At 65.5% G+C, this 26,390-nt stretch carries 22 protein-coding genes and 2 tRNA genes; 17 read left to right on the plus strand and 7 right to left on the minus strand.

The annotated features are described in order from the left end of the window. Positions 1-99: 99 nt before the first annotated feature. Positions 100-1,620, minus strand: a complete 1,521-nt coding sequence (gene adh / locus C7411_RS02975) for an aldehyde dehydrogenase (RefSeq protein ID WP_110383194.1) — start codon at positions 1,618-1,620, stop codon at positions 100-102. A 330-nt stretch (positions 1,621-1,950) separates the two neighbouring features. On the opposite strand from adh, the gene C7411_RS02980 reads away from it, so the two are divergent. After that, positions 1,951-2,145, plus strand: coding sequence for a hypothetical protein (locus tag C7411_RS02980; protein WP_042266086.1), 195 nt, complete (start codon positions 1,951-1,953; stop codon positions 2,143-2,145). 334 nt (positions 2,146-2,479) lie between these two features. Next, positions 2,480-2,728: a hypothetical protein gene (locus C7411_RS02985; protein ID WP_110383193.1), complete on the plus strand. Its 249-nt coding sequence runs from the start codon at positions 2,480-2,482 to the stop codon at positions 2,726-2,728. Positions 2,729-2,797: 69 nt separating this feature from the next. Here C7411_RS02985 and C7411_RS02990 read toward each other — a convergent pair. After that, positions 2,798-2,873, minus strand: a tRNA-Lys gene (locus tag C7411_RS02990). Positions 2,874-3,148: 275 nt separating this feature from the next. On the opposite strand from C7411_RS02990, the gene C7411_RS02995 reads away from it, so the two are divergent. Both C7411_RS02995 and C7411_RS03000 read left to right on the plus strand, forming a co-directional pair. Next, complete coding sequence (locus C7411_RS02995) at positions 3,149-3,553, plus strand: PaaI family thioesterase (RefSeq protein WP_028203232.1); 405 nt, start codon at positions 3,149-3,151, stop codon at positions 3,551-3,553. A 48-nt stretch (positions 3,554-3,601) separates the two neighbouring features. Then, entirely contained in the window at positions 3,602-4,480 is an 879-nt protein-coding gene (locus tag C7411_RS03000; RefSeq protein WP_110383192.1) for a patatin-like phospholipase family protein, read from the plus strand. Between the two features lie 73 nt (positions 4,481-4,553). Here C7411_RS03000 and C7411_RS03005 read toward each other — a convergent pair whose 3' ends face one another. Continuing rightward, entirely contained in the window at positions 4,554-5,567 is a 1,014-nt protein-coding gene (locus tag C7411_RS03005) for a D-2-hydroxyacid dehydrogenase family protein (protein ID WP_110383191.1), read from the minus strand. A 427-nt stretch (positions 5,568-5,994) separates the two neighbouring features. Between C7411_RS03005 and C7411_RS03010 the strand changes: the two genes are divergently transcribed. Together C7411_RS03010 and C7411_RS03015 are read left to right on the plus strand one after the other, a co-directional pair. Next, entirely contained in the window at positions 5,995-7,845 is a 1,851-nt protein-coding gene (locus tag C7411_RS03010; protein ID WP_110383190.1) for a phosphoenolpyruvate carboxykinase (GTP), read from the plus strand. A gap of 315 nt (positions 7,846-8,160) precedes the next feature. Continuing rightward, positions 8,161-9,270: a LysR family transcriptional regulator gene (locus tag C7411_RS03015; protein WP_110383189.1), complete on the plus strand. Its 1,110-nt coding sequence runs from the start codon at positions 8,161-8,163 to the stop codon at positions 9,268-9,270. Between the two features lie 108 nt (positions 9,271-9,378). On the opposite strand, the gene C7411_RS03020 is transcribed toward C7411_RS03015, so the two are convergent. From C7411_RS03020 to dprA, 3 genes are all read right to left on the minus strand, one after another. Beyond that, entirely contained in the window at positions 9,379-12,036 is a 2,658-nt protein-coding gene (locus C7411_RS03020) for a DNA topoisomerase III (protein ID WP_110383188.1), read from the minus strand. 257 nt (positions 12,037-12,293) lie between these two features. Beyond that, on the minus strand, positions 12,294-12,671 hold the full coding sequence (locus C7411_RS03025) for a thioredoxin family protein (RefSeq protein ID WP_110383187.1): 378 nt from the start codon (positions 12,669-12,671) through the stop codon (positions 12,294-12,296). Between the two features lie 94 nt (positions 12,672-12,765). After that, a complete protein-coding gene (dprA, locus tag C7411_RS03030) occupies positions 12,766-14,016 on the minus strand; it encodes a DNA-processing protein DprA (protein WP_243413024.1) in 1,251 nt (416 codons plus the stop codon). A 304-nt stretch (positions 14,017-14,320) separates the two neighbouring features. Between dprA and def the strand changes: the two genes are divergently transcribed. From def to htpX, 4 genes are all read left to right on the plus strand, one after another. Beyond that, positions 14,321-14,824, plus strand: coding sequence for a peptide deformylase (def, locus tag C7411_RS03035; protein WP_110383185.1), 504 nt, complete (start codon positions 14,321-14,323; stop codon positions 14,822-14,824). Positions 14,825-14,879: 55 nt separating this feature from the next. Beyond that, positions 14,880-15,872, plus strand: coding sequence for a methionyl-tRNA formyltransferase (gene fmt, locus C7411_RS03040; protein ID WP_110383184.1), 993 nt, complete (start codon positions 14,880-14,882; stop codon positions 15,870-15,872). A 112-nt stretch (positions 15,873-15,984) separates the two neighbouring features. Continuing rightward, positions 15,985-16,635, plus strand: coding sequence for a LysE family translocator (locus tag C7411_RS03045; RefSeq protein ID WP_110383183.1), 651 nt, complete (start codon positions 15,985-15,987; stop codon positions 16,633-16,635). A gap of 131 nt (positions 16,636-16,766) precedes the next feature. Next, on the plus strand, positions 16,767-17,621 hold the full coding sequence (htpX, locus tag C7411_RS03050; protein ID WP_042266165.1) for a zinc metalloprotease HtpX: 855 nt from the start codon (positions 16,767-16,769) through the stop codon (positions 17,619-17,621). Between the two features lie 48 nt (positions 17,622-17,669). On the opposite strand, the gene C7411_RS03055 is transcribed toward htpX, so the two are convergent. Further along, the gene (locus C7411_RS03055; protein WP_110383182.1) at positions 17,670-18,854 is read right to left on the minus strand and encodes a hypothetical protein; all 1,185 of its coding nucleotides are present in this window, start codon (positions 18,852-18,854) and stop codon (positions 17,670-17,672) included. A gap of 235 nt (positions 18,855-19,089) precedes the next feature. Between C7411_RS03055 and rsmB the strand changes: the two genes are divergently transcribed. The 7 genes from rsmB (at position 19,090) to queE (ending at position 26,367) form a co-directional block, all read left to right on the plus strand. Continuing rightward, complete coding sequence (rsmB, locus tag C7411_RS03060; RefSeq protein WP_110383181.1) at positions 19,090-20,628, plus strand: 16S rRNA (cytosine(967)-C(5))-methyltransferase RsmB; 1,539 nt, start codon at positions 19,090-19,092, stop codon at positions 20,626-20,628. Further along, positions 20,625-21,218, plus strand: a complete 594-nt coding sequence (locus C7411_RS03065) for a DUF4390 domain-containing protein (protein ID WP_042266116.1) — start codon at positions 20,625-20,627, stop codon at positions 21,216-21,218. The genes rsmB and C7411_RS03065 overlap by 4 nt, the downstream gene beginning before the upstream one ends. Beyond that, on the plus strand, positions 21,208-23,649 hold the full coding sequence (locus C7411_RS03070) for a sensor histidine kinase (RefSeq protein ID WP_110383180.1): 2,442 nt from the start codon (positions 21,208-21,210) through the stop codon (positions 23,647-23,649). The genes C7411_RS03065 and C7411_RS03070 overlap by 11 nt, the downstream gene beginning before the upstream one ends. Then, positions 23,650-24,348 carry a response regulator transcription factor EsaR gene (gene esaR / locus C7411_RS03075; protein WP_110383179.1) on the plus strand — a complete coding sequence of 233 codons (699 nt, stop codon included), beginning with the start codon at positions 23,650-23,652 and terminating at the stop codon, positions 24,346-24,348. Positions 24,349-24,442: 94 nt separating this feature from the next. Then, positions 24,443-24,518, plus strand: a tRNA-Phe gene (locus tag C7411_RS03080). A 326-nt stretch (positions 24,519-24,844) separates the two neighbouring features. Further along, on the plus strand, positions 24,845-25,576 hold the full coding sequence (queC, locus tag C7411_RS03085; RefSeq protein WP_110383178.1) for a 7-cyano-7-deazaguanine synthase QueC: 732 nt from the start codon (positions 24,845-24,847) through the stop codon (positions 25,574-25,576). Positions 25,577-25,734: 158 nt separating this feature from the next. Beyond that, complete coding sequence (gene queE, locus C7411_RS03090; protein ID WP_110383177.1) at positions 25,735-26,367, plus strand: 7-carboxy-7-deazaguanine synthase; 633 nt, start codon at positions 25,735-25,737, stop codon at positions 26,365-26,367. The last annotated feature ends 23 nt before the right edge of the window (positions 26,368-26,390 follow it).

Raw genomic sequence — 26,390 nt, forward strand, 5'->3', positions numbered from 1 at the left:
GTGACGCTCCTCTCAAGAGGCAAGGAAGGAGGCGTCGCGCGCGGCTGCCGCCTGCGGAGCGCAAACCGCCGCGCGCGACGCATAGGGCACACCGTGCGATCAGAAGAATCCGAGCGGTTGCTCGCTATAGCTCACGAGCAGGTTCTTCGTCTGCTGGTAGTGGTCGAGCATCATCTTGTGGTTTTCGCGCCCGATGCCAGACTGCTTGTAGCCGCCGAACGCCGCGTGCGCCGGGTATGCGTGGTAGCAGTTGGTCCACACGCGTCCCGCCTGGATCGCGCGGCCGAAGCGGTAGGCTCGCGTGCCGTCGCGCGTCCACACGCCTGCGCCGAGGCCGTAAAGCGTGTCGTTGGCGATTTCCAGCGCTTCCTCTTCCGTCTTGAAAGTCGTGACCGACACGACGGGTCCGAAAATTTCCTCCTGGAAGATGCGCATCTTGTTGTGGCCGCGGAAGACGGTGGGTTTCACGTAATAACCGTCGCCGAGTTCGCCGGCGAGTGTGTTGCGCTCGCCGCCGATCAGGCATTGCGCGCCTTCCTGCTTGCCGAGGTCGATATACGAGAGGATCTTCTCGAGCTGCTCCTGCGAGGCCTGCGCGCCGATCATCGTTTTCGTGTCGAGCGGGTGGCCTTGCTGGATCGCCGCTACGCGCTTGAGCGCGCGCTCCATGAAGCGGTCATAGATCTTCTCGTCGATGAGTACGCGCGACGGGCACGTGCACACCTCGCCCTGGTTGAGCGCGAACATCGCGAAGCCTTCGAGCGCCTTGTCGAAATAGCTGTCGTCGTGGTCGAGCACGTCGGCAAAGAAGATGTTCGGGCTCTTGCCGCCCAGCTCCAGCGTCACGGGAATGAGGTTCTGGCTCGCGTACTGCATGATGAGGCGGCCCGTGGTCGTTTCGCCCGTGAAGGCGATCTTGGCGATGCGCTTGTTCGAGGCGAGCGGCTTGCCGGCTTCGAGGCCGAAGCCGTTCACCACGTTGAGCACGCCGGGCGGCAGCAGGTCCTGGATCAGTTCGGTGAGCACGAGGAACGACGCGGGCGTCTGCTCGGCGGGCTTGAGCACCACGCAGTTGCCGGCCGCGAGCGCGGGCGCGAGCTTCCAGGCGGCCATGAGAATCGGGAAGTTCCACGGAATGATCTGGCCGACCACGCCCAGCGGCTCATGGAAGTGATACGCGACCGTGTCGTGATCGATCTCGGAGATGCCGCCTTCCTGCGCGCGCACGCAGCCCGCGAAATAGCGGAAGTGGTCGGCGGCGAGCGGGATGTCCGCGGCGAGCGTTTCGCGCAGCGGCTTGCCGTTGTCGATGGTCTCGGCCACGGCGATCTTGTGGAGGTTCTGCTCGATGCGATCGGCGATGCGGTTGAGAATGTTGGCGCGCTCGGTGGGCGAGGTCTTGCCCCATGCGGCCTTGGCTTTGTGTGCGGCGTCGAGCGCGAGTTCGATGTCGGCTTCGCGCGAGCGCGCAATGGACGTGAACGCGTGGCCCGTGACAGGCGAGATATCGTCGAAATACTCTCCGCCGAGCGGCGCCACCCATTCGCCGCCGATGAAGTTGCCATACTGCTTCTTGTACGGGAATTCGGTGGTCAGGAATTGCATGTCCGCGTGATTCATCTGCGTGCTCCTCAATGTTCTCGATCTCGATATGGACGGGCGCAGCAAAACTGCGCTACCGCGGCACGCTAACGCGAGAACCATGCCAGCGCGTCGGCGCAGCAGCGCGCTGCCGGGCAGTCGCGGCTCAGCGCGCCCATGCATTCCGGAATGCGCGGCGCGCGAGCCTTCGGGGCGGAGAAACGATTGCGTCAAGCCGGAACAGAAGCGCGGCCAACTGCTCAAGAAGTGAACAGCCTGGGCGCGCAACCGTGGCTGGAGTCGGAGATTTGCGGCGCGCGGGCCTGACTTGCGGTAGGCTTTGCACCCGTAACAGTCAGGAGAGTCTGCATGTCGAGTACATTCGTTTGCCGCAACCAGTCGTGCGGCACCCCGTGGGATCAAAGCGAGGTCGTGATCAAGAACGAAGGGCAGGGGCCCTTGTTCCGGTGTCCGCTGTGCGGCGCCCGCAACTACCTGGAGCAGTTCGAGGACGACGATGGCAATGTCGTCTATGAACAGGTGGACGGCAAGCCGTTCCTCTGAGCGCTGGCGGCTGGACGGTCTGCAATCGCGAGCGTGATGCCGATGAGAGTCCGAAAAGCGAGGCATCTGGACCGGAGTCCAATCGTCTGGATTCCGAAGTTTTTCGCCGTCCATGCCGTTGCGGACATGGGCGGCATGGCAAGTGCCTGACCGAGCTGCCGCCGCACGGCGAGGCGCGAGAGCCGGCCAGCGAGGCGCCGCTTTCAGCGGCGTCCATCCCCAATTTAGCCGGACTATTTGTTACCTATCCATACGGGTAGGCTGGCGAGCGCCCCGGAGCGTCCTACAGTACTTCATACGATAAGAAACCACGGCAGGACCAACGGGGAAAGCCATGACATTCGTCGAACAGGAAATCGCGCACATCGCGCGCGTGATGCCGCCGTCGCTGGCTGGCGATTTCGAGATGCCGGTGATGGGTGTCGCATACTGGCGCAAGCGTCTGCACGCGCTTCTGAAGCAAAACCACCTGACTCACGTTCAGCTTTCGACGGTCGACACGCTGCTGCGCCAGCTCGACGGCTTCGAGGCGCTCGGCCGCTGGCTGCCGCGCCCGAAGCAGGCGTCGCGTCACGTGAAGTAGTCCAGGCCAGTGGCCGCGCAGAAATGCAAAAAGCCCGATCGCAAGATCGGGCTTTTTGGCTGAATTCGCTGGTGGGGCGTGAGTGACTCGAACACTCGACCTACGGATTAAGAGTCCGCTGCTCTACCAACTGAGCTAACGCCCCCAACAGAAGAAAGATTATGCAGGACTTTTTGGGGCTTGGCAAGCCCATTCTGCAAATTTTCCAAAAATAGTTGACCGAGGCGGCGACGCAAACTTCGGTGGCGCAGGCCTTTGTGCCTTCACCGCGGGGGCCGTGCTGTCCCGGTATGATGTCGCCACTGCCTGGCGTCAAGCCAGGTTTCAAGCCAGTCGCTGTGCACCGCCTGTTCGCCGAAGCTGGCTGAGGGTGGTTGCAATCGGCAGGAATCGTCGCACGGCAATCCACAAAGGCAAACGATGGACGACAACGCAATCGACGCGCTGCTGGAGCGCGTGCTGGCCCCATGGGTGCGCGCGCTCGGGATGAAGCCCGTCGAGGTCTCGGAAGACAGCGCCACCCTGCGCCTGCCGTTTTCCGGCGAGCTGCGGCATTCGGGCGGCGTGATCTGCGGCCAGGTGTTCATGGCGGCGGCGGATACGGCCATGATCGTCGCGATCACGGCGGCGCTCGGCGGCTTCAAGCCCATGACAACCGTTGCGCTGAACACCAACTTCATGCGCGCGGTGCGCAAGGGCGACGTGCTCGTGACGGCGCGCGTGCTGCGCATGGGCCGCAATCTGGTGTTCGGCGAAATAGAACTCTACGACGAAGACGGCCGGATGGCCGTTCACGCGACCTCGACTTACGCGCTGCTCGATTAAGCTTGGCACTTCCGATCGTTTTCGGTCGCTTCGAAGGACGTAGAAGGCATGTTCGATCAGGTGGTTTTCGCCGGCGGCGGCAATCGCTGCTGGTGGCAGGCGGGGTTCTGGGACATCGTCCAGCCGGAGCTGCGCATTCGCCCCCGCGTCATCACGGGCATCTCGGCGGGCGCGGCCACCGCGTGCATGCTCTACACGCGCGACGCCGACTGGGTCATGCGCTATTACGAGGAGGCCCTGCGCCACAACAAGCGCAATGCCTACTGGGGCAATCTGCTGCGCGGCGAGTCGGTGTTCCCGCATTACCGCATCTATCGCCAGGCGCTGCTCGACATCTACGGCGAGCCGTTCACGCAGCTTCAGGATGCCCCTGAGATCCGCATCGGCGTGTCGCATGTGCCGCGCTGGCTCGGCGCGCGCAGCGCCGTGGCGGCGGGTCTCATTGCGTACAACATCGAAAAGCACATCCGCAAGACGCTGCACCCCACGCTCGGGCGCAGGCTCGGGTTTCATCCGGAGTTCGTGACGGCGCAGGAGTGCGCGAGCGTCGAGGATCTGGCCGATCTCATCCTGCAGTCGTCATGCACGCCGCCGTTCACGCCCGTGCTGCGGCGCGACGGCCGTCCGGTGCTCGACGGCGGCATGGTCGACAATGTGCCGGTCGGCGCGCTCGACGACACGCCGGGCCGTGTGCTGGTGATGGTGACGCGGCTCTATCCGCGTCCGCAGATGTTCGTGGTGCGCCATCAGGCGGCGCAGGGCGCGCAGCAGCGCCTCTACGTGCAGCCGTCGGCCAGAGTGCCGATCTCGAGCTGGGACTACACGAGCCCGCAGCAGATGCAGCACGCCTACAACCTCGGCCGCGTGGACGGCGAGCGTTTCCTCGTACGTTTGCCCGAGGTCATGGAAGCCGCCGCTCGCGCCTGAGCTTACGCGGCCGCATCGAAATCGCACGCAAAGTCGCACGATGGGCGGCGCGCGCCGCCCCGTGCAGCCGCGCTTACTTGCGGCGGCCGCCCTGCAGCGCTTCGGGGTTGGCGACGCTCACGTGATCGCCCGAGTCGAACGCGAGGATGTTGCGGAACGCCGCGCCGAAGTACAGCTCGTAGCTCTCGCGCTCCACATAGCCGATGTGCGGCGTGCAGATCACGTTTTCCATGCGCAGCAGGCTGTAGCCCTGCAGGATCGGCTCGCTCTCGTACACGTCGATCGCGACCATGCCCGGCCGGTTGTGCGCAAGCGCGCCGAGCAGCGCGTTTTCTTCCATCAGCTCCGCGCGGCTCGTGTTGACGAGCAGCGACGTGGGCTTCATGCGCAGCAGATCTTCCTGCTTGACGATCCCGCGCGTGTCGTCGTGCAGGCGCAGATGCAGCGAGAGCACGTCGCTCTCTTCGAAAATCGCCTCGCGGCTGGCGGCGGCTTCGTAGCCGTCGGCGCGCGCCGCTTCGAGCGAATGCTCGCGGCCCCACACCAGCACGCGCATGCCGAAGGCCTTGCCGTAGCCGGCCACGAGCCGGCCGATCTTGCCATAGCCCCAGATGCCGAGCGTCTGACCGCGCATCACCTGGCCGAGGCCGAAGTTGGGCGGCATAGCCGAGGTCTTGAGGCCCGACTGCTGCCACGCGCCCTGCTTGAGGTTGGCGACGTACTGCGGAATGCGCCGCTGCGCTGCCATGATGAGCGCCCACGTGAGTTCGGCGGGCGCGACGGGCGAACCGGTGCCTTCGAGCACGGCGATGCCGCGTTCGGTGCAGGCCTCGATGTCGATGTGCGGACCGGCCTTGCCCGTCTGGCTGATCATGCGCAGATGCGGGAGCTTGTCGAGCAGTTGCGAGGTGATGCGGGTGCGTTCGCGAATCAAAACAAGCGCGTCGACTTCGGCGAGGCGGCTGGCGAGCTGGCCGAGGCCGCGCACCGTGTTGTTGAAAACCTTGACCTCGTGGTCGGCGAGCAGTTGAAAGCAGTCGAGCTTGCGGACGGCGTCCTGGTAGTCGTCAAGGATGGCAATTTTCATGGCGGCGGGTTGTTTTGCGTGTTTTGCATCGCGCCTTTCGTAGCGCGACTTCGGTGTTCATCTGGTGGTTATCCCACTATGCAGCGCCGGGAAGGCTGGTATGAATATGGGGAGCCTTCACGTCGCTTGCCGCGTGCGGCAGCAGGTATTGCAATTGCGCAAGCCCGAGGCTACGCACGCAGGTTTTCTGACGCGGTAATCAGCCGCGAATTTGCAATTTTTAACAGCTTGTCGGGCTCCGATGCAAGCCGCTTTACAGACGGTTTCGAACCCCAGGCTGAAGGACCTTGACGACCTGCCCAACTGCGCGAACCGATTCCTGTGTTGATCTGCCGGGCGACATTCGGTTTGCATGAGTTGCGCCTCTCGCATGCAGCGTCGAAAAGGGCGATTCCTTTTTTACAGCCCTAAAAATGGAGACAGCTCGATGAACCATCCCGATTACCAAGCCCAGGCCGCCGCTCAGGTGCCCGCCTGGGTCCGGCACCGGCAACTGATCGACTGGGTGCAGAAAATCGCCGCGCATACGCTGCCGGATCGCATCGTCTGGTGCGACGGCTCCCAGGAAGAATACGACCGCCTGTGTGCCCAGATGGTCGAGGCCGGCACGATGCGCCGCCTCAATCCGCAGAAGCGTCCGAATTCGTATCTCGCGTGCTCCGACCCCTCGGACGTCGCGCGCGTCGAAGATCGCACCTTCATCTGTTCTCCCAATCAGGAAGATGCCGGCCCCACCAACAACTGGGTCGCGCCTGCCGAAATGCGCGCGACGCTCGACGGCCTGTTCGCAGGCTCGATGCGCGGCCGCACGATGTATGTCGTGCCGTTCTCGATGGGCCCGCTCGGCTCGCCCATCGCGCATATCGGCGTGGAGCTTTCCGATAGCCCCTACGTCGTCGCGAACATGCGCATCATGACGCGCATGGGCCGCGCCGTGTACGACGTGCTCGGCGAAGACGGCGCGTTCGTGCCGTGCGTGCACAGCGTGGGCGCGCCGCTCGCGGCAGGCGAGAAGGACGTGCCGTGGCCGTGCAACGAGACGAAGTACATCGTCCACTTTCCGCAAACGCGCGAGATCTGGAGCTATGGCTCGGGTTACGGCGGCAATGCGCTGCTCGGCAAGAAGTGCTTCGCGCTGCGCATCGCTTCGACCATGGGCCGCGACGAAGGCTGGCTTGCCGAGCACATGCTGATTCTCGGCGTGCGTTCGCCGGAAGGCCGCAAGTACCACGTCGCGGCGGCGTTCCCGTCGGCGTGCGGCAAGACCAATTTCGCCATGCTGATTCCGCCGCCCGCCATGAACGGCTGGGAAATCACCACGATCGGCGACGATATTGCGTGGATCAAGCCCGGCGCCGATGGCCGCCTCTACGCGATCAACCCGGAGGCGGGCTACTTCGGCGTGGCGCCTGGCACCGGAGAGAAGACCAATTTCAACGCCATGGCGACGCTCAAGGAGAACGTGATCTTCACGAACGTCGCGCTCACCGACGATGGCGACGTCTGGTGGGAAGGCATGACCGACGAGCCGCCCGCGCACGCGATCGACTGGCTGGGCAACGACTGGACGCCCGCCATCGGCAAGGAGACCGGCCGCAAGGCCGCGCATCCGAATGCGCGCTTCACGGCGCCCGCGTCGCAGTGCCCGTCGATCGATCCCGAGTGGGAGAACCCCAAGGGCGTGGCCATCGATGCGTTCATCTTCGGCGGCCGCCGCTCGACCACGGTGCCGCTCGTGACCGAGGCGCGCGACTGGACCGGGGGCGTGTACATGGCCGCGACCATGGGCTCGGAAACCACGGCCGCGGCTGCGGGGCAGCAGGGCGTGGTGCGCCGCGATCCGTTCGCGATGCTGCCGTTCTGCGGCTACAACATGGCCGACTACTTCGGCCATTGGCTCGACGTGGGCGAACGCCTTCCCAGCACCGGCGCGACGGTGCCGCGCATCTTCTGCGTGAACTGGTTCCGCAAGGGGCCGGACGGCAAGTTCGTGTGGCCGGGCTTCGGCGAGAACATGCGCGTGCTCGAGTGGATGGTGCGCCGTATCGAGGGCAAGGCCGCAGGCGACGAGCACGCATTCGGCGTGTCGCCGCGCTACGGCGACCTCGACTGGAGCGGCCTGAACTTCAGTGAGGCGCAGTTCGAGCAGGTGATTTCGGTGGACGCCGACGCCTGGCGCGCCGAACTCGCGCTGCACGCCGAACTGTTCGACAAGCTGGCTCATGGCTTGCCGCAAGTGTTGAACGACGCCCGCAAGGCGCTGGAAACACGCCTCTGAGTATGTGATGTGAGCGCTCGCTAACTAAATGGCCGCCTGCGGGCGGCCATTTCCATTTGCGGGGTCGAATGCATTGGTGCGGTGCAGAGGCCCGTCTGTTCGGCGGCTGAGCGGCTATTTCGCTGCAACGCGCAAAATTGTTTCTTTTGAGGTAACAATCGGACCTCCGTTAATGCATTTTGGGGTGCAGTCGAAGAATTCGTAAAGAAAATAAGGGCTTCGGAGGCAACTTCTGCACGATTTCTGCTGTCGTAGGAGAATTCGCGGTTTCCTCCGCTGATTAACAGCGGGGTAGTAACAGGCAGGAGTTGTCTCATGGATCATTTGCAGTCGATGCGAGTATTCGTCAAAGTGGCCGACCTCGGCAGTTTCGCCCGGGCCGCTTCTGCGATGGATATCTCCAACGCGGTTGCGACGCGGCATGTTGCCGACCTCGAAGGTCGGCTCGGCACGCGTTTGCTTAACCGCACGACCCGCAGTCTCTCCCTGACCGAATCGGGTCAGGTCTATCTCGAGCGCGCCCGCCAGATTCTCGATGAACTCGAGGATGTCGAACAGATGGTCGTCGCGCGCAATCACGAGCCCGTCGGCACGCTGCGCATCGTCGCGCCGGTCGTGTTCGGGCTCCACAATCTCGCTCCGGTGCTGCAGACGTATACGCAGCGCTATCCGCAGGTCATTCCCGACGTCACGCTGGTGGACCGTCAGGTCGATCTCGTCGAAGAGGGCTTCGATCTGGGCGTCGTGACGGCGCGCCAGATGCGCAGCGCCAGCATCGTCACGCGCCGCCTCACCACGGGCTGCATGACCGTGTGCGCGACCCCGGCGTACCTCGAAAAGCACGGCACGCCCACGCGCCCCGAGCACCTCATGGAGCATCCGAGCCTCTCGCTGCCCTCCGAGTACTGGGGCGACGAGCGCGTTTTCACGGGGCCGGACGGCGAAGTCCGCGTGCGCCCGACCAACGTGATCGTGGCGAACAACACCGAGATGCTGCGCCAGTTCGCGCTGCTCGGCATGGGCATCGCGATTCTGCCGAGCTACCTGATCGGCCGCGACATGACGCGCGGGCGCCTCGTGCGGCTGCTTGGCGACTATCGTCTGCCGCAGGTGGAGATCAACGTCGCCTATCCGAGCCGCCGTCACCTGCCGGCCAAGGTGCGCACGTTTATCGACCATCTCGTCGAGCACTTCAGCCAGACGCCCAACAGCCAGCTCGGCGAGCAGTGGGTCAAGGACGGCCTCGCGCGCCCGGCGGTTGCGGCGCGCAACGGCGTTGCGAGCGACGACTACGATGGCGCGCAGCCTGCGCCGGGCGGGAGCCTGCACGACGGCGAGCGCAACGGCATGGACGGCGAGCGCGCACCGAAGGCCGCGCGCGCTTCGGCGGCGCGTACCCGGACTTCGGCGATTTCGCCGCTATAACTCCGGTATCCCCGTTCATCGGTCGATAAAAAAGGCGCAGCTTCGTGAGAAGCTGCGCCTTTTTACCTTACTGTGCCTGGGGCCGGTGACGGTCCGTGCAAAGCCCGCTTAAGACCCTGTCTTACGCGCCGGCGTCTTGCGGGCGGCGGTCTTGCGCGCCGGTGCGGCTTTGGCGGTCGCCGTCTTGCGCGCTGGCTTCGTCTTGCCTTCTGCAGCCGAATCCGCCGCGTCGTTCGCGGCATCGACCGTAGCCTCGGCCGCTGCGGCCGACTTCTTCGCGACCGCTCTGGCCGCCGTCTTCGCGCTCGGCTCCTTCTTCTCGAACTCGAAGCCGATCTTGCCGTCCGGCTGCTTGACGAGGAAAGCCTTGAAGTTGCGGCCCGTACGCGAAGACTTGAAGTTGGTCAGCAAGTCCGTGCGGCCTTCGGCCAGCAGTTTGGCCATCTGGTCGCGCGCGATCTCCTGCTGCAGGATCACCTTGCCCGAACGGAAGTCGCAGGTCTTCGGATTCGCGACCGAGTGCTCGCACACGTAGCTCATGCCGTGCTCGTACACGCGTGCCTTGCACTTCGGGCACGCGCCCACCGGTTCCTGCTGCGAGAAGTCGGGCGCTTCACCGTCTTCGGCGCCGGAGTCCTGGCCAAAATCGAACTCGAGCTTGTAGTTCTTGATTTCGTCGTCGAACGAGAGCTTGAGGATGGCCGAGAACGGCCGGCCCATCTTGCTGCGGAAGCCCGAGAGCGGGCCGATCGTCTTGTTCTGCAGCAGTTCTTCCACTTCGGGGATTTCGAACTGGCGGCCGCCCGGGATCTTCGAGATCGAGAACTCGCACTTCGTGCATGCGAAGCGGCGGTAGTTTTCCTTCACCTGGCCGCCGCAATTCGGACACGGCGTTTGAAGCGTCGCGTAGTCGCCGGGGATCGTGTCCGAGTCGTATTCCTTCGCGCGCTTCACGATGGTCTGCGTCATGCGGGCGATTTCCTGCATGAACGCGTCGCGCGGGAGTTTGCCGCGCTCCATCTGCGAAAGCTTGTACTCCCATTCGCCGGTGAGTTCCGGCGCGGTGAGTTCTTCCACACCGAGACCGCGCAACAGCGTCATGAGCTGGAACGCCTTGGCCGTCGGGATCAGTTCGCGGCCTTCGCGCACGAGATACTTTTCGCCGAGCAGACCTTCGATGATCGCCGCACGCGTGGCCGGCGTGCCAAGGCCCTTGGCGGCCATGGCCTCGCGCAGTTCTTCGTCGTCCACGAGCTTGCCCGCGCCTTCCATGGCCGAGAGCAGCGTCGCTTCGTTGTAGCGCGCGGGCGGCCTGGTCACGAGCTGGTGCGCCGCGATCTTGTCGGTCTTGACCTTCTCGTCCTTCTTCACCGGCACGAGGTTGGCGTCGTCGCCGCCCGCGTCGCGGCCATAGACCTGCAGCCAGCCCGGCTCGACCAGCACCTTGCCTTCGGTCTTGAAGTGATGGCCGGCGACTTCGGTGATACGCGTGGTGACGCGATATTCCGCCGCCGGGAAGAACACGGCGAGGAAGCGCTTGACGACGAGGTCGTACAGCTTCTGCTCGGGCTCCGAGAGCGACTTCGGCGCCTGCAGCGTGGGGATGATGGCGAAGTGGTCGCTGATCTTCGAGTTGTCGAAAATGCGCTTGTTCGGCTTCACCCAGCCCTTGTCGAGCACCTGCTTCGCGTGCGGCAGGTAGTTGTTGCTCTCCTTGAGCATCTCGAGCGTCTCTTTCACCGTGCCCATGTAATCCTCGGGCAGCGCGCGCGAATCGGTACGCGGGTAGGTGAGCACCTTGTGCTTTTCGTACAGCGCCTGGGCGAGGCCGAGCGTGTTCTTGGCCGAAAAGCCGAAGCGGCCGTTGGCTTCGCGCTGCAGACTCGTCAGGTCGAAGAGCGCGGGCGAGAGCTGGGTGGACGGCTTCGATTCTTCGGTGACCGTGCCTTCGCGGCCATGGCAGGCCGCGACGATGGTCTCGGCGGCCGGCAGGCTCCAGAGGCGCGAATCGCGCTTTTCCGGATCGAACTCGTCCTTCTTGAATTTCGGGTCAAACCAGCGGCCTTCATAGAAGCCGCTCGCGCAGACGAACTCCGCACGCACTTCCCAATAATCGCGTGGAATGAAACGGCGGATTTTCTCTTCGCGTTCGACGACGATCGACAAGGTCGGCGTCTGAACGCGGCCAACCGTCGTGAGGAAGAAGCCGCCGCCCTTGCTGTTGAAGGCGGTCATCGCGCGCGTGCCGTTGATGCCGACAAGCCAGTCGGCTTCCGAGCGGCAGCGGGCCGCGTCGGCGAGCGGCTGCATGTCGTGGTCGCTGCGCAGGTTCGCGAAGCCGTCGCGGATCGCCTGCGGCGTCATCGACTGGAGCCACAGGCGCTGGACCGGCTGCTTCGCCTTCGCGTGCTGCGCGATCAGGCGGAAGATCAGTTCGCCCTCGCGCCCCGCGTCGCAGGCGTTGATGAGTTGCGTGACGTCCTTGCGCTTCATCAGCTTGTTGAGCACCTTGAGCCGCGATTCGCTCTTGGCGATCGGGTTCAGGTCGAAGTGCGGCGGGATCACGGGCAGATGAGCGAAGCTCCATTTGCCGCGCTTGACCTCGTATTCTTCCGGCGCTGCGATTTCCAGCAGATGGCCGACCGCCGACGAGAGCACGTAGTCGTCGCTCTCGTAGTACTCGTCATGCTTGGTAAAACCGCCCAGCGCGCGCGCGATGTCGTTCGCGACGGATGGCTTCTCGGCGATGATCAGAGCTTTGGACATGACTGGTTGCTTGTGGGTGTATCCGGTTGGCGCCCCGGGGCCGATGCCGCCTGAATGGGCGCTTGGGCGCGATGCCCGGCGTTGCTGCCCCGCTCGGGGGGCCGTTCTCGACCGCTTTATAGCACATGGCGCGTCGGCGTCGATTTTTGCGTCATCTCATGACGACACCCGCGCAAGCGCCAGGGCGCCCAATCATAAGGGCGCGCCAGGCCGCGCGGCAAGCGGTATGCCTGATCGGGGTCAGATGCAGGTTGTGCTCAGACCGCGCTGAGGGCGGGGCGCAGCTTGGGCGCGTCGGACACACCCGGTAGCGCGGTGAGGTCCGAGAGCATGCGTTCGACCACGGCGGCGTGCGGCAGGACCGTGCCGAAAAAGCGCGTGGCGTGACCGTCTTCGATCAGGATGGTCGGGAAGTTCTCGACATCGAGGTCGTCGAAGCGGTCGGCATGGGTTTCGATGTCGATGTACGCGAAGCAGACGTCGGGATGCGCCTCGGCGATGCGGTCGAACGTGGCACGGTAGTCGCGGCACGTCCCGCACCACTGCGCGCACAGGCACGCGACGAACAGCGTGTCCTGATTGCTGACGCGCTCGGCGATCTGGTCGGCGTCGGTGTCGAGGTCTAGCGCGGGCATGGTGGTTCCTTGCGTTCTCTTATATATAGAGCGGGGTATTTGGCGCGAATGTATCACGGCGGGGCACGGGCGGTGATGCCCCCAATGCGCGGCATCAGCCGCGCGATGCCCGCACGAACCAGCCGCCGGGCAGGGCGTCGAGGTGTCCCGCGAGTTCGAGTTGCAGCAGTGTGCCTTGCAGCACCGCTTCGGCCATGTCGGTGCGCTGCGCGAGAATTTCAACCGTGGCCGGCGCGTGACCGAGCGCTTCGAGCAGGCGCAGGGCTTCGGCGCCAAGGCTGGCGGGCGATTTTCGTGCTTCGGCGCGAAGCACGGGCGGCGGCTCGGGGCGCTGGAATTCGAGCGCCAGTTGGGGCGTTTCGTTTGTGTCGCCGTGCTGCATGCGATCGAAGGGAACCGGGATCTTCTGGCTTTGGCGGCGCCTTTCCCGCGGCGACGCGCTCGCGCGCCCGGTACCCCGGGGCGGCTCGACATTGAGCGCGTCGAGCACCTCTTCGGGCGATTCGACCAGCTGCGCCCCTTGCTTGATGAGCCCATGGCAGCCGCGCGTGAGCGGCGCGTGAATCGAGCCGGGCAGCGCGAACACGTCGCGTCCCATTTCGTTGGCGAGCCTCGCCGTGATGAGCGAGCCGGATCGTTGCGCGGCCTCGACCACCACCACGCCTTCGACGAGCGCGGCAATCACGCGGTTGCGCTGCGGAAAATTCGCGGAGCGCGCCGGGGTGCCGAGCGGCCATTCGGAGACGAGGGCGCCGTGCACGGCGATCTCCATGGCGAGCGGACGATGGGCCGGGGGATAGACGAGATCCGCGCCGGTGCCGATCACGGCGACGGTGCCGCCACGCTCGTGGAGCGCGCCTCGATGCGCGGCGCCGTCCACGCCGAGCGCGAGCCCCGAGACGACGGTGAGACCCGACGCGGCGAGTGTGCGCGCGAAGCGCGCTGCGTCCTCGACGGCCTGGGGCGTGGCGTTGCGGCTGCCCACGACGGCTACCGCGCGTGCGTGGAGCAGTTCGAGCCGGCCCTTTGCGTAGAGCAGCGGCGGTGGGTCGGGCATGTCGAGCAGGCGGGCCGGATAGGCCGGATCGGCCAGCGTGATGAGCGCGGTGCCGGGTGCCGCCCGCCATGCCTGCAGGGCTTCGAGTTGTGCCGTGAAGTCCGGCCGGGGCTCGGCCAGGGCGGCGTGTGCGGCTTGCGCACCCGCCACCGCGGCGAGGGCAGCGAACGGCTGGGACAGCACGTTTTGAGGCAGGCCGAACGCGCCGAGCAGCGCCCGCAGCGCAGCGGGCCTCAAGCCGCGCGCAAGGGCGAGGCGCAGCCAGGCGGCCAGTTCATCAGCAGACATCGGCAAGGTCGCCGGCATTGCGTTCCCCCGGGCGCGGACGGTTTGCCGCACCTCGTGATAAAATTTTCACCATCCGAAATACACCGTGGCGTCCTGACCCGTGGCATTGCGCGCGCACCTTCGGGCGCAGCGCGTCCGCACGGGCGATAAGCGTGTTCAACGTTGAATTGCGGTCCTTTCGTCCGAATATGAGGAGATATCCTCCGTTTCCGGCATGGGACCCGCAAGCTGGCCGAATGGCCAGGCCGCGCATCGTTCCCTGTGCCTGGCTCTTTCGGGCGCCCAACGAGAAACCCGTCAAATCATGGCTCTACTGAACATTCTTCATTACCCGGACAAGCGCCTGCACAAGGTCGCGAAGCCGGTCGAGGTGGTCAACGACCGCATCCGCAAACTGGTCGCCGACATGGCCGAAACCATGTACGCCGCGCCTGGCGTCGGTCTCGCCGCCACCCAGGTCGACGTGCATGAGCGTGTCGTTGTGATCGACGTTTCCGACACGCACGACGAACTGCGCGTGTTCATCAACCCGGAAATCCTCTGGTCGAGTGAAGAGCGCGAAGTGCATGAGGAAGGCTGTCTTTCCGTGCCGGGCATCTACGATGAAGTCGAGCGCGCGGAAAAGGTGCGCGTGCGCGCGATGAACGAAAAGGGCGAGACCTACGAGGTGGACTGCGAAGGGCTGCTCGCCGTGTGCATCCAGCACGAAATGGATCACCTGATGGGCAAGGTGTTCGTCGAGTACCTGTCGTCGCTCAAGCAGACCCGCATCCGCAGCAAGATGAAGAAGCTCGAACGCGCGATGTAATCGCTTTGCGTCGCGCCGTCTCCTTCTTCATCGACCAGCCACGTACTGAGCGCCCATGAGCCACACCCTTCGCGTCATCTTCGCCGGCACGCCGGAATTCGCCGCCGCAGCGCTCGCGGCGATTCACGAAGCGGGCTTTGCCGTGCCGCTCGTCCTCACCCAGCCCGACCGCCCGGCAGGCCGCGGCATGAAGCTCCAGGCAAGCCCGGTCAAGCGCTATGCGCAGGAGCACGGCATGGCCGTCGCCCAGCCGCCGTCGCTGCGCCGTACCGGCAAGTATCCGCAGGAAGCCGCCGCGGCGCTGGACCTGCTGCGCGCCACGCCGCACGACGTGATGGTGGTCGCAGCCTACGGGCTGTTGCTGCCGCAGGAAGTGCTGGACATCCCGCCGCACGGCTGCATCAACATTCATGGGTCCATCCTGCCGCGCTGGCGCGGCGCGGCGCCGATTCATCGCGCGATCGAAGCCGGCGACACCGAAACCGGCATCACGCTCATGCAGATGGACGCGGGGCTCGACACCGGCCCGATGATCTCCGAGGTGCGCACGCCGATCGCGCCGGGCGACACCACGGCGACGCTGCACGACCGCCTGGCGCAACTCGGCGCGAAGCTGATCGTGGACGGGCTCGTCGCGCTCGAACGCGACGGCGCGCTGCCCGCCACGCCGCAGCCGGCAGAGGGCGCAACTTACGCCGAAAAGATCGGCAAGCAGGAAGCCGCGCTCGACTGGCGCCGCTCAGCGCTCGCGCTCGCGCGGCAGATTCGCGCCTTCGACCCGTTCCCGGGCGGCGCAGCCACGCTGGACGGCGCACAGCTCAAGTTGTGGGCAGCCGAGCCCGTAGCGCGTTCGGCGGGCGCCGCCGAGCCGGGCGAGATTCTCGAAGTGAGCCCGGCGGGCGTGGTGGTGGCCTGCGGCGAGGGCGCGCTGCGCCTCACGCAGCTGCAAAAGCCGGGCGGCAAGCGGCTGCCCGCGCGCGAATTCCTGGCCGGCATGCCGCTGGCGGCGGGGCAGCGTTTTCAGTTGCCCGAGCCTCCTGCGGCCTGAACCAGGGCCCGCGCCAGCGCCCGAAATGGCCCCGCCATGCCCAATGCCGCGCGGTTCCCGGCGCGCTAGAATCAATGGCGTTTGAAGCGCGTTTTTCGATTTTGAGGTTGTCATGCCCGGCATCACCCATTTCGGTTTCTTTCTCGTCGCCGTATTTCTCCTGAACGTGACGCCGGGACCCGACACGGCCTATATCGTCGGCCGCAGCGTCGCGCAGGGCCGCGGCGCGGGCCTCGTTTCCGCACTGGGCATCTCGGCGGGCTGCTGTGTGCACACGCTCGCCTGCGCGTTCGGGTTGACCGCGCTGCTCGCGGCGTCGGCCACGGCGTTCACGGTCATCAAGATCGTCGGCGCGATGTATCTCGTGTATCTCGGCGTGCGGCTCGTCCTCACGAAGCACGAGGTCGAGCCGGTCGAGGGCGCTGCGCAAGCCGCGCTGCCTGCCGCCGCCCCGCGCCCGCTGCGCCAGCTCTTCGTGTCGGGTTTCTGCACCAATGTGCTCAACCCGAAAGTGGTGCTGTTCTTCGTGTCTTTTTTCCCGCAGTTCGTGACCACGGGGACGGAGCACAAGGCCCTCGCTTTCCTCACGCTCGGCGCCGTGTTCGTCGTGATGAGCACCGTCTGGAACAGCTTCGTCGCGTGGGTGGCGGGCAGCGTCGCGCGGCGCTTTGCGGGCAAGGCGGGCGTGAAGAAGTGGCTCGACCGCACGGTCGGCTCGGCGTTTGTCGGCTTGGGCCTGAAGCTCGCCACGGCCACACGCTGAGGTTGAATTTTTCGCATCGGCCTATATCTAACAAATCGCTTACAATGCGCTTCGCCTGGCGCCAGCTGACCGGTTGGCGGCGGGCGTTCAACGATCGATTTGATCCCCTGGCGGGTGAAGGAGCACAGCACATGTTCAACTGGGTCAAAACCGCGATGTTGATGGCCGCGATTACGGCCCTTTTCATCGTGATTGGCGGGCTGATCGGCGGGCATCGCGGGATGGTGCTGGCGCTGTTCTTCGCGCTCGCCATGAACTTCTTCTCGTACTGGTATTCGGACAAGATGGTCCTGCGCATGTACAACGCGCAGGAAGTCGACGAGACCACGGCGCCGCAGTTCTATCGCATGGTCCGCGATCTGGCCACGCGGGCCGGCCTGCCGATGCCGCGCGTCTATCTCATCAACGAGGACGCGCCCAACGCCTTCGCCACGGGCCGCAATCCCGAGCACGCCGCGGTCGCGGCGACCACGGGCATCCTGCGCGTGCTGTCCGAGCGCGAGATGCGCGGCGTCATGGCGCACGAACTGGCGCACGTGAAGCACCGCGACATCCTCATCTCGACCATCTCGGCCACCATGGCCGGCGCGATCTCGGCGCTCGCCAACTTCGCGATGATCTTCGGCGGCCGCGACGAAAACGGCCGGCCGGCGAATCCCATCGCGAGCATTGCCGTGGCGCTGCTCGCGCCGATCGCGGGCGCGCTGATCCAGATGGCGATTTCGCGGGCGCGCGAGTTCGAAGCGGACCGCGGCGGCGCCGAGATTTCGGGCGATCCGCAGGCGCTCGCCTCGGCACTCGACAAGATCCATCGCTATGCGCAGGGCATTCCGTTCCCGGCGGCCGAAGAGCATCCGGCCACGGCGCAGATGATGATCATGAATCCGCTGTCTGGCGGCGGCCTGCAGAACCTCTTCAGCACGCACCCGTCCACGGAAGAGCGCATCCGCCGATTGATGGAGATGGCCGCGGGCGGCCGACGCTAAAGCGGGAACCGGCAACGGAATCAACGCCTCTTCGGAGGCGTTTTTTATTCAACCCGTCGCCGCAGCGTCGCTGTTCACCTGTCGGGCGCCCGCTCGAGCGGAAACCCGCAATGCCCGTTGACGCAGCGAAACCACGAAGAACACGAAATAAACGCCGATGAACCACGAAACGTCGAGCGCGTAGTACACGTGCCCGAACTTGACGACGATCCAGGCGGCGATGAACGCCAGCGGTACGGCGTAGAAAAACACGCGGTCCATCCGGTGGGCGTCGTTGCTGCTCTCGAAGAGCGAAACGTAACAGCACGCGAAAAACGGCGCGATGTCGTATTCCTTCATTCTCGGATTCAGCGCGAGACAGAACGCGAGCACGTAGAACAGCCTGCCGCGCACGTTTTCGTTTTCGGCAGCCATGAGCCGCCGCCCGCGCAATGGATCGACCGCGTACGCGAACAGCGCCAGGACCACCAGTTCGTAGAACAGGACGTCTTCCAGCGTCGATAACGCGCGCACGTGCTGTTCGAGTATCCCGAACAGCACGAGCCCGGAATCGTTCTGGGCGAGCATCTGCCAGCGCAGCAGGGTTTCGAAGCCGGTCCACAGGCGCGGTTCCAGCGCGAGCTGCGCAAGGGTTGCGAGCGCAACGCACACGGGCACGGCGAAGCCATAGCGCATGCCTTTGGGGATAAAAAAGAACACGACGGCGTACGTCAGGAAATAGATCTTGATGGAGGCAAACAGGGCGATGAAAAAAGCCAGCGCGCAATACTTTGCCGCTGCGTTGCCGCCTCGCTGCGATGCATGCGGTGAGGCGTCCTGCGAAGCCGCATAAAAAAGCGCAATGATCAGCAGGTGGGCGAAGATCGCGAAATTCCCCGTGAGGATGCCGCCCACGCCCGCACCGCCGGTCAGAAACCCCAGCGCACCGGCGACGACGAAATCCGCATGCCTGATGCTGTACGCGAGATAGATCAGCGACGCGGCAACGAATGCCAGATAGAGCCAGTGAAACGGCACGCGCGAGAACAGATTCAGGAAGATGGGCGGATAGACGAAGGGGAATCCGTGCGGGATATATGGATTCGCGCCGCGCCTGAACTGATCCAGCGCGTACGCGTACACGTTGTAGTCCCAGAAGGGCGAGAACAGCTTTCCGCGTCCCTGCTGGTACACGGAAAAAAGCGCAACGAAGGCGAGGAACGCGAAGTCTTGTTTCTTCCCGGGCAGTTTCATGATGGCCGCGATGACGCAGGGAGGACGGGCGTTGTCTGTCGCCATCATGCGGCGGGCCGTTAGTCGGTATCCGCCAATATGTATCCCTGCGCTTTTCGCCGCTCCCCCGCCTGCGGGCGCGGTGCCGTCAACGGGAATCGCGCCGGCTGGCAGTGTTGCGCGCTCGCCACGCTACAATGGCTCGCTTGTGCATCATTGACGCCGCGATTCACTGCGGCCCGCATCCGGTTTCTCCATGACATCGAGCCCATCCCGGCGACCCAGCAAGCCGTCTCACGGCAAAAAGCGTTCCGCATCGCCCGCGCGCCAGCAGGGCGCGGCGCCGACGCGCAGCCAGGCCGTGCACCTGGCCCCCGATTCGCTGGGCTTCGCGCTCGACCAGGCCGCCCAGGCGGTCGGCGCGGTGCGCGCCGGTGCGGCGCTGCCCGCCGCGCTCGCGAGCGCCTTCGCCGCCTTGCCCGCCGACTTCGCGCCGCAGGCTCGCGGTGCCGTGCAGGACATCGCGTATCGCACCATGCGGCGGCTCGGCACCGCCGACTGGCTGATCCGGCAGCGGGTGAGCAAGGCACCGCCGCCGCACGTCGCGAACGTGCTGGCCTGCGCCCTGGCGTTGCTCGCCGAAGACGAGGCGAGCGCCGCCTACACGCCGTTTACGGTCGTCGATCAGGCCGTGAGCGCCGTGGCCGCGCGCCGCGAGGCCGCCTTCGCGAAAGGGCTCGTCAATGCGGTGCTGCGCGGCTTTTTGCGCGAACGCGAGACCGCGCTTGCCGCCGCCCAGGCCGATGAAACCGCCCGCTGGAACTATCCGCGCTGGTGGATCGACGCCGTGCGCGCCGCGTGGCCCACGCAGTGGCAGGCGATTCTCGCCGCGGGCAACAAGCAGGGCCCGCTCACGCTGCGCGTGAATGCGCGCCGTGCGAGCGCCGCCGAATACGTCCAGCGGCTCGCCTCCGAAAACATCGCCGCCACGCAGATCGGCGAACACGCTGTGCGCCTCGCCGCTGGGTTGCCGGTCGATCGCATCCCCGGGTTCTTCGCGGGCGACGTGTCCGTGCAGGACGCCGGCGCGCAGGTGGCCGCGCCAATCCTCGGCGTGCGTGACGGCATGCGCGTGCTCGACGCGTGCGCGGCGCCCGGCGGCAAGAGCGGCCATCTGCTCGAGCTTGCCGACATCGACCTGATTGCGCTGGAGAGCGACGCGACACGCGCCGCGCGCATCGGCGAAAACTTCGCGCGCCTCGGTTTCGCGCAGGACGATCCCGCGCATCCCATGCGGCGTGCCAAGATCGTGGTCGGCGACGCGGGCAATCCTGCCGCCTGGCGTGACGGCGAAGGCTTCGATCGCATCCTCGCCGACGTGCCGTGCTCGGCCTCGGGCATCGTGCGCCGCCATCCGGACATTCGCTGGCTGCGCCGCGAGAGCGACATCGCGGCGCTTGCCGCCGAGCAGCGCCGCATCGTCGATGCGCTGTGGCCGCTCGTGAAGCCGGGCGGCGAACTGCTTTACGTGACCTGCTCGATCTTCCCCGAGGAAGGCGAGGCGCAGGCGCGCTGGTTTGAAAGCACCCACGCGGATGCGGTACGATTGGACGCCCCGGGGCAACTGCTGCCCGAGGCGTTCGGCGCGCCGGCCCGGGGGCCAGAAGATGGCGCAGCCGGTGAAGAGCGGCACGATGCCGCTGCAAAGGCCGAAGTGACGACAACTGTCTTTCCCGTTCCCGATCGCACCGCAGATCACGACGGATTCTTCTACGCGCGCTTTCAGAAACGGTGACCATCAAACGCTTCTTCCCGCTGCGCTTCGCGGCCCTGATCTGGCTGGTGCTTGCCGTCGTCGGCTTCGTGGCCGCCGCGCCGGCGCGCGCCGACTCGATCTCGGTGCAGCGCGCGTCGCTCCAGGCCGACAGCAACGGCTGGAGCCTCGACGCCCGCTTCGATTTCGACCTCAACAGCAGCCTGGAAGACGCGGTCAACAAGGGCATTCCGCTCTACTTCACCACCGACTTCGAGCTCACGCGCGCGCGCTGGTACTGGTTCGACGAACAGCCGGTGAGCGTTTCGCAAAGCATTCGCCTGTCGTTCCAGCCGCTCACGCGCGAGTACCGCGTTTCGAGCGGCGGCCTGCAGCTCGGCTTCTCGACGCTCGCGGACGCGCTCGCGGTCATCAAGCACGTCACCTCGTGGCACGTGATCGACCGCAACGACGTGCATCCCGGCGAAACGTACACGGCCTCGGTGCGCATGCAGCTCGACGTCGCGCTGATGCCCAAGCCGTTCCAGATCGACGCCGTGAACAACCGCGACTGGAACCTCGCTTCCGACTGGAAGCGTTTTAACTTCACGGTGACCGAACGTGCTAAATAAAGTGCGCCGCGCCACCAGCTTCAGCAGCGTCGTCGTCAAGCTGCTCGTTTCCACCGTCGCGTTCACCGCGACGCTTCTGCTCGTCCTGCTCGCCGCGGCGAGCGCGAACACCGAGTTCTTCGACCGCTACTACGGCTGGCTCTACGCGGCCAATATCGTCGTGGCGCTGATCTTCCTGTCGGTGGTCACGGCGCTCATGATCGTGATCGTCGTGCGCCTGAGGCGCGGCAAGTTCGGCACGCGGCTGCTCGCGAAGCTCGCGTTCTTCTTCGCGCTCGTGGGCGTGGTGCCGGGCGGCATCATCTATATCGTTTCGTATCAGTTCGTCTCGCGCTCGATCGAGTCGTGGTTCGACGTGAACGTGGAAACCGCGCTCACCGCAGGCCTCAATCTCGGCCGCGGCATGCTCGACGCATCGCTGTCCGACCTGCAAACCAAGGGTCGTCTGATGGCGGAGCAGATCGCGAGCGGCGACGCCGCGGGCACGACGCTCACGCTCCTGCGCGCGCGCGACCAGTTCGGCGTGCAGGACGCGATGATCGTCGAGCCGGTGCGCAGCATGTCGGGCGCCGCGCCCGACATGCACGTGGTGGCGCAGGCGTCGAGCAACTTCTCGTCGCTCATGCCCGCCGACATGCCCACGGCGCTCATGATCGATCAGGCGCGCGGGCGCGGCTACGCGGCGATCGAAGGCGAAGTGGATGGCGACCCGCATCAGCTCGGCTCGAAGGGCGCGCTTCGATTGCGCGTGGTCACGCGCATACCCGATGCGAACACAACGGATCTGCAGCCGGTCGAGCGTTTCCTGCAGCTCGAGCAGCCGGTGCCGGCCGCGCTCGCGCGCAACGCCGACGCCGTGCAGCGCGCGTATCGCGAGTATCAGGAGAAGGCGCTCGGTCGCACGGGCCTGCGCAAGATGTATATCGGCACGCTCACGCTTGCGCTCTTTCTCGCCACCTTCGTCGCGATGATGCTCGCGCTCGCGCTCGGCAACCAGCTCGCGAGGCCGCTCTTCCTGCTCGCGCAGGGCACCAAGGAAGTGACCGAGGGCGACTACACGCCCAAGCGCGAAATCAAGTCGCGCGACGAACTGGGCTTCCTCACCCAGTCCTTCAACGCGATGACGCGCCAGCTTTCCGAGGCGCGCCAGGCCGTGGAGAAGAACCGCGTCGCGCTCGAGCACTCGAAGGCCTACCTCGAAAGCATTCTCGCGAACCTCACGGCGGGCGTGTTCGTGTTCGACCGGCAGTTTCGCCTCACGACGGCGAACCCAGGTGCGGAGCGCATCTTCCGTCAGCCGTTCCAGACGCAGCTCGGCGTCGCGCTCGATCATATCGGCGCGCTCACGGAGTTCGGCGCGATGGTGCGCAAGGCCTTCGCCGATCAGGAAGCGGCGCGCACGGATCGCGAAGGCGGCGATCGCGATCGCGGCCACTGGCAGCAGCAGTTCTCCGTGCCGATTCCGGGCGAGACCGATCCGCTCACGCTGCTCGTGCGCGGCGCGCGCCTCGTATCCGACACGGGCCGCGACGCGGGCGACATGCAGACCTCGGGCTATGTCGTGGTGTTCGACGACATTTCCGACGTGATCTCGGCGCAGCGCTCGGTGGCGTGGGGCGAAGTCGCGCGGCGTCTTGCGCACGAGATCAAGAATCCGCTCACGCCGATTCAGCTCTCGGCCGAACGCCTGCAGATGAAGCTCTCCGACAAGCTCGCGCCAAACGACGCCGAAGTGCTCAAGCGCGGCGCGACCACCATCGTCAACCAGGTCGCGGCGATGAAGCAGATGGTCGACGACTTCCGCGATTACGCGCGCACGCCGCCTGCCGTGCTCGCGAGCCTGCAGCTCAACGAGCTCGTGAGCGAAGTGCTCACGCTCTACGGCGCGGAAGAAGGCAAAAGCGCGATCAAGGTCGAGCTCTCCGACTTGCCGGTGATACGCGGCGATGCGACGCAGTTGCGCCAGGTGATCCACAACCTGCTGCAAAACGCGCAGGACGCGGTGGCCGACACGCAGAATCCTCGCGTGACGCTCGAGACCCGCGCCGTAGAATACGGGGACCCCGACGCGCAAGGCCGCACGCGCGTGGCGGTTCGTCTCACGGTATCGGACAACGGGCCGGGTTTCCCGGCGCGCATTCTCACGCGCGCGTTCGAACCCTACGTGACGACCAAGGCCAAAGGAACAGGACTCGGGCTTGCGATGGTCAAGAAGATCGTCGACGAGCACGGCGCGCGCATCGACATCCGCAATCGAATGAGAGCGGGCGATGTGATCGAAGGCGCGCAGATCTCGATTCTCTTTCTCCAGCTGGCGGGCGACATCCCCCCGGATGCCGCCGCGCCAGGACCCGGACGGTCCGGGGACGGGCAGGCGCGTGCCGAAGCGGAGCAGGGATCAAAAGCAACAGTGCAGACAAGGGCAGCGTAAATGGCAACCATCCTGGTGGTAGATGATGAAATGGGCATCCGGGAATTGCTCTCGGAGATCCTCAGCGACGAAGGGCACGTCGTGGAGCTCGCGGAAGATGCGCAACAGGCGCGCGACTTCCGGCAGCGCCAAGTGCCGGACCTTGTGCTGCTCGATATCTGGATGCCGGACACCGACGGCGTGACGCTGCTCAAGGAATGGGCCGCGCAGGGCCATCTCACGATGCCGGTCATCATGATGTCGGGGCACGCGACCATCGACACGGCCGTCGAGGCGACGAAGATCGGCGCGCTGAACTTCCTCGAAAAACCGATCGCGCTGCAAAAGCTGTTGAAGGCGGTCGAGCAGGGGCTCGCGCGCGGTACGGCCGCGCCGGTCGCGCCGGCCACGGCGGCGGCGGGGAAATCGGCGACGGGCGGACCCGCGGTCGTGGCATCGGCGGCGGCGCTGCCGGTGCTGGGCGCCGACGGCGTGCATGGCATGCAGGCGGGCGCGGCCACGCAAACGGCATCGATCTCGTTCGACATCCCGCTGCGCGATGCGCGCGACGCATTCGAGCGCGCCTACTTCGAGTACCACCTCGCGCGCGAGAACGGCAGCATGACCCGCGTGGCCGAGAAAACGGGGCTTGAGCGCACGCACCTGTATCGCAAGCTCAAGCAGCTCGGCGTGGACCTCGGCAAGAGCAAGGGCGAATGAACGGGGGCGGGTGAGCGGCGCGGCCAGACGCTTCAATTTTGCGAAAGCCACTTGGCAAACGCCGATTTCATCGCTATACTCTTCTTTCTTCGTTGGCCCGGTAGCTCAGTTGGTAGAGCAGCGGATTGAAAATCCGCGTGTCGATGGTTCGATTCCGTCCCAGGCCACCAGAATGCAGCCCCAGGAGATCGTTCGATTCCTGGGGCTTTTTCGTTGTGCACGCGTGGCGCTCCTTGTCCTGCGGCTCCAATTCGAGACATCGCGAAGCATCGCGAGACATCGACGGTATCCAGGGTATAAGGGTGCGCCGATGCCCGTGCAGATGCCCCGGCCTATACTGCATGAGCCGGCTTCATGAGCCGGCGCGGAGGTTGTCCCCGCCGGTCCGCCCGCGCGCATCGAGCATCGCAGGCAGTAATGCAGTCAGCAACGCAGGCAGCAGCGCGGCCAGGCAACGAACGCATTCGCGCGGAAACCTCATACACGGAGTTTCACGGTGACTCGAACAGAAGCGAAGGGCGCGCTCGTACTGTTTTCCGGCGGCCAGGATTCGGCCACGTGCCTTGCTTGGGCGCTCGACCGCTACGAGAGCGTCGAGACGCTCGGCTTCGATTACGGCCAGCGTCATCGCGTCGAACTGGAATGCCGCGAGGGTTTTCGCGCGGCGATTGCCCGCGCATTCCCCGAGTGGGGCGAGCGTCTCGGCGACGATCACATGATCGACCTCTCGGTGCTCGGCTCGATCAGCGACACGGCCATGACGCGCGAGATCGAGATCGAAACCGCCGCGAGCGGCCTGCCGAACACCTTTGTGCCGGGCCGCAACCTGATGTTCATGCAGATCGCCGCAGCGATCGCTTATCGTCGCGGGCTCAAGGTGCTCGTGGGCGGGATGTGCGAAACGGACTTCTCGGGCTACCCCGACTGCCGCGACGACACGATGAAGGCGCTGCAAGTGGCGCTCAATCTCGGCATGGACACGCGCTTCGTGCTGGAAACGCCGCTCATGTGGCTCGACAAGGCCGACACGTGGCGGCTAGCCGAACAGCTGGGCGGCGCAGCGCTGGTGGACATGATCCGCGTGGAAACGCACACCTGCTACGTGGGCGAGCGCGCCGAGCTCCACGCGTGGGGCTTCGGTTGCGGCGAGTGCCCGGCGTGCAAGTTGCGCAAGCGCGGGTACGAAGCGTATCTCGCCGGCGGGAACGTGACGGAAGCCCCGGTCTGAGCATGAGCCTCGGGCCGCGCGTGTGGCTTTCGCAGTGAACGAATAAGGTCCCAAGGGCGCGCACGGGCGGCGCGCCTCCGCGGACACGATGATTTCGCGCCCGAGACCAACCGGCTTTGCACGCGCGTTGCGCGCATGAGCCAGAACCAGGCTGCACGATGACTTACGCGGTAAAGGAAATTTTCTACACGTTGCAGGGCGAGGGCGCGAACGCCGGGCGCCCGGCCGTGTTCTGCCGGTTTGCCGGCTGCAATCTCTGGTCGGGCCGCGAGGAAGATCGCGAGCAAGCCGTTTGCCGCTTCTGCGACACCGACTTCGTCGGCACCGACGGCGAGAACGGCGGCAAATTCCGCACGCCGGAAGAACTCGTCGCGAAGATCGCCTCGCTGTGGCCAGAAGGCGAGGGCAACCGTTTCGTGGTCTGCACGGGCGGCGAGCCCATGCTGCAGATCGACCCGCCGTTCGTCGACGCGCTGCACGCCGCCGGTTTCGAGATCGCGATCGAAACGAACGGCTCGCTGCCGGTGCTCGACACCATCGACTGGATCTGCGTGAGCCCGAAGGCCGACGCGCCGCTCGTCGTCACGAAGGGCAACGAGCTGAAGGTTGTCGTGCCGCAGGAGAATCAGCGCCTCGCCGACTACGCGAAGCTCGATTTCGAGTATTTTCTCGTGCAGCCCATGGACGGCCCGTCGCGCGACCTGAACACGAAGCTCGCCATCGACTGGTGCAAGCGCCATCCGCAGTGGCGCCTGTCGATGCAGACCCACAAATACCTGAACATTCCCTGATTCACGCGAATTTTTCTGAAGAA

The sequence above is a fragment of the Paraburkholderia silvatlantica genome (genome assembly GCF_003096715.1).
Classification (GTDB): Bacteria; Pseudomonadota; Gammaproteobacteria; order Burkholderiales; family Burkholderiaceae; genus Paraburkholderia; species Paraburkholderia silvatlantica.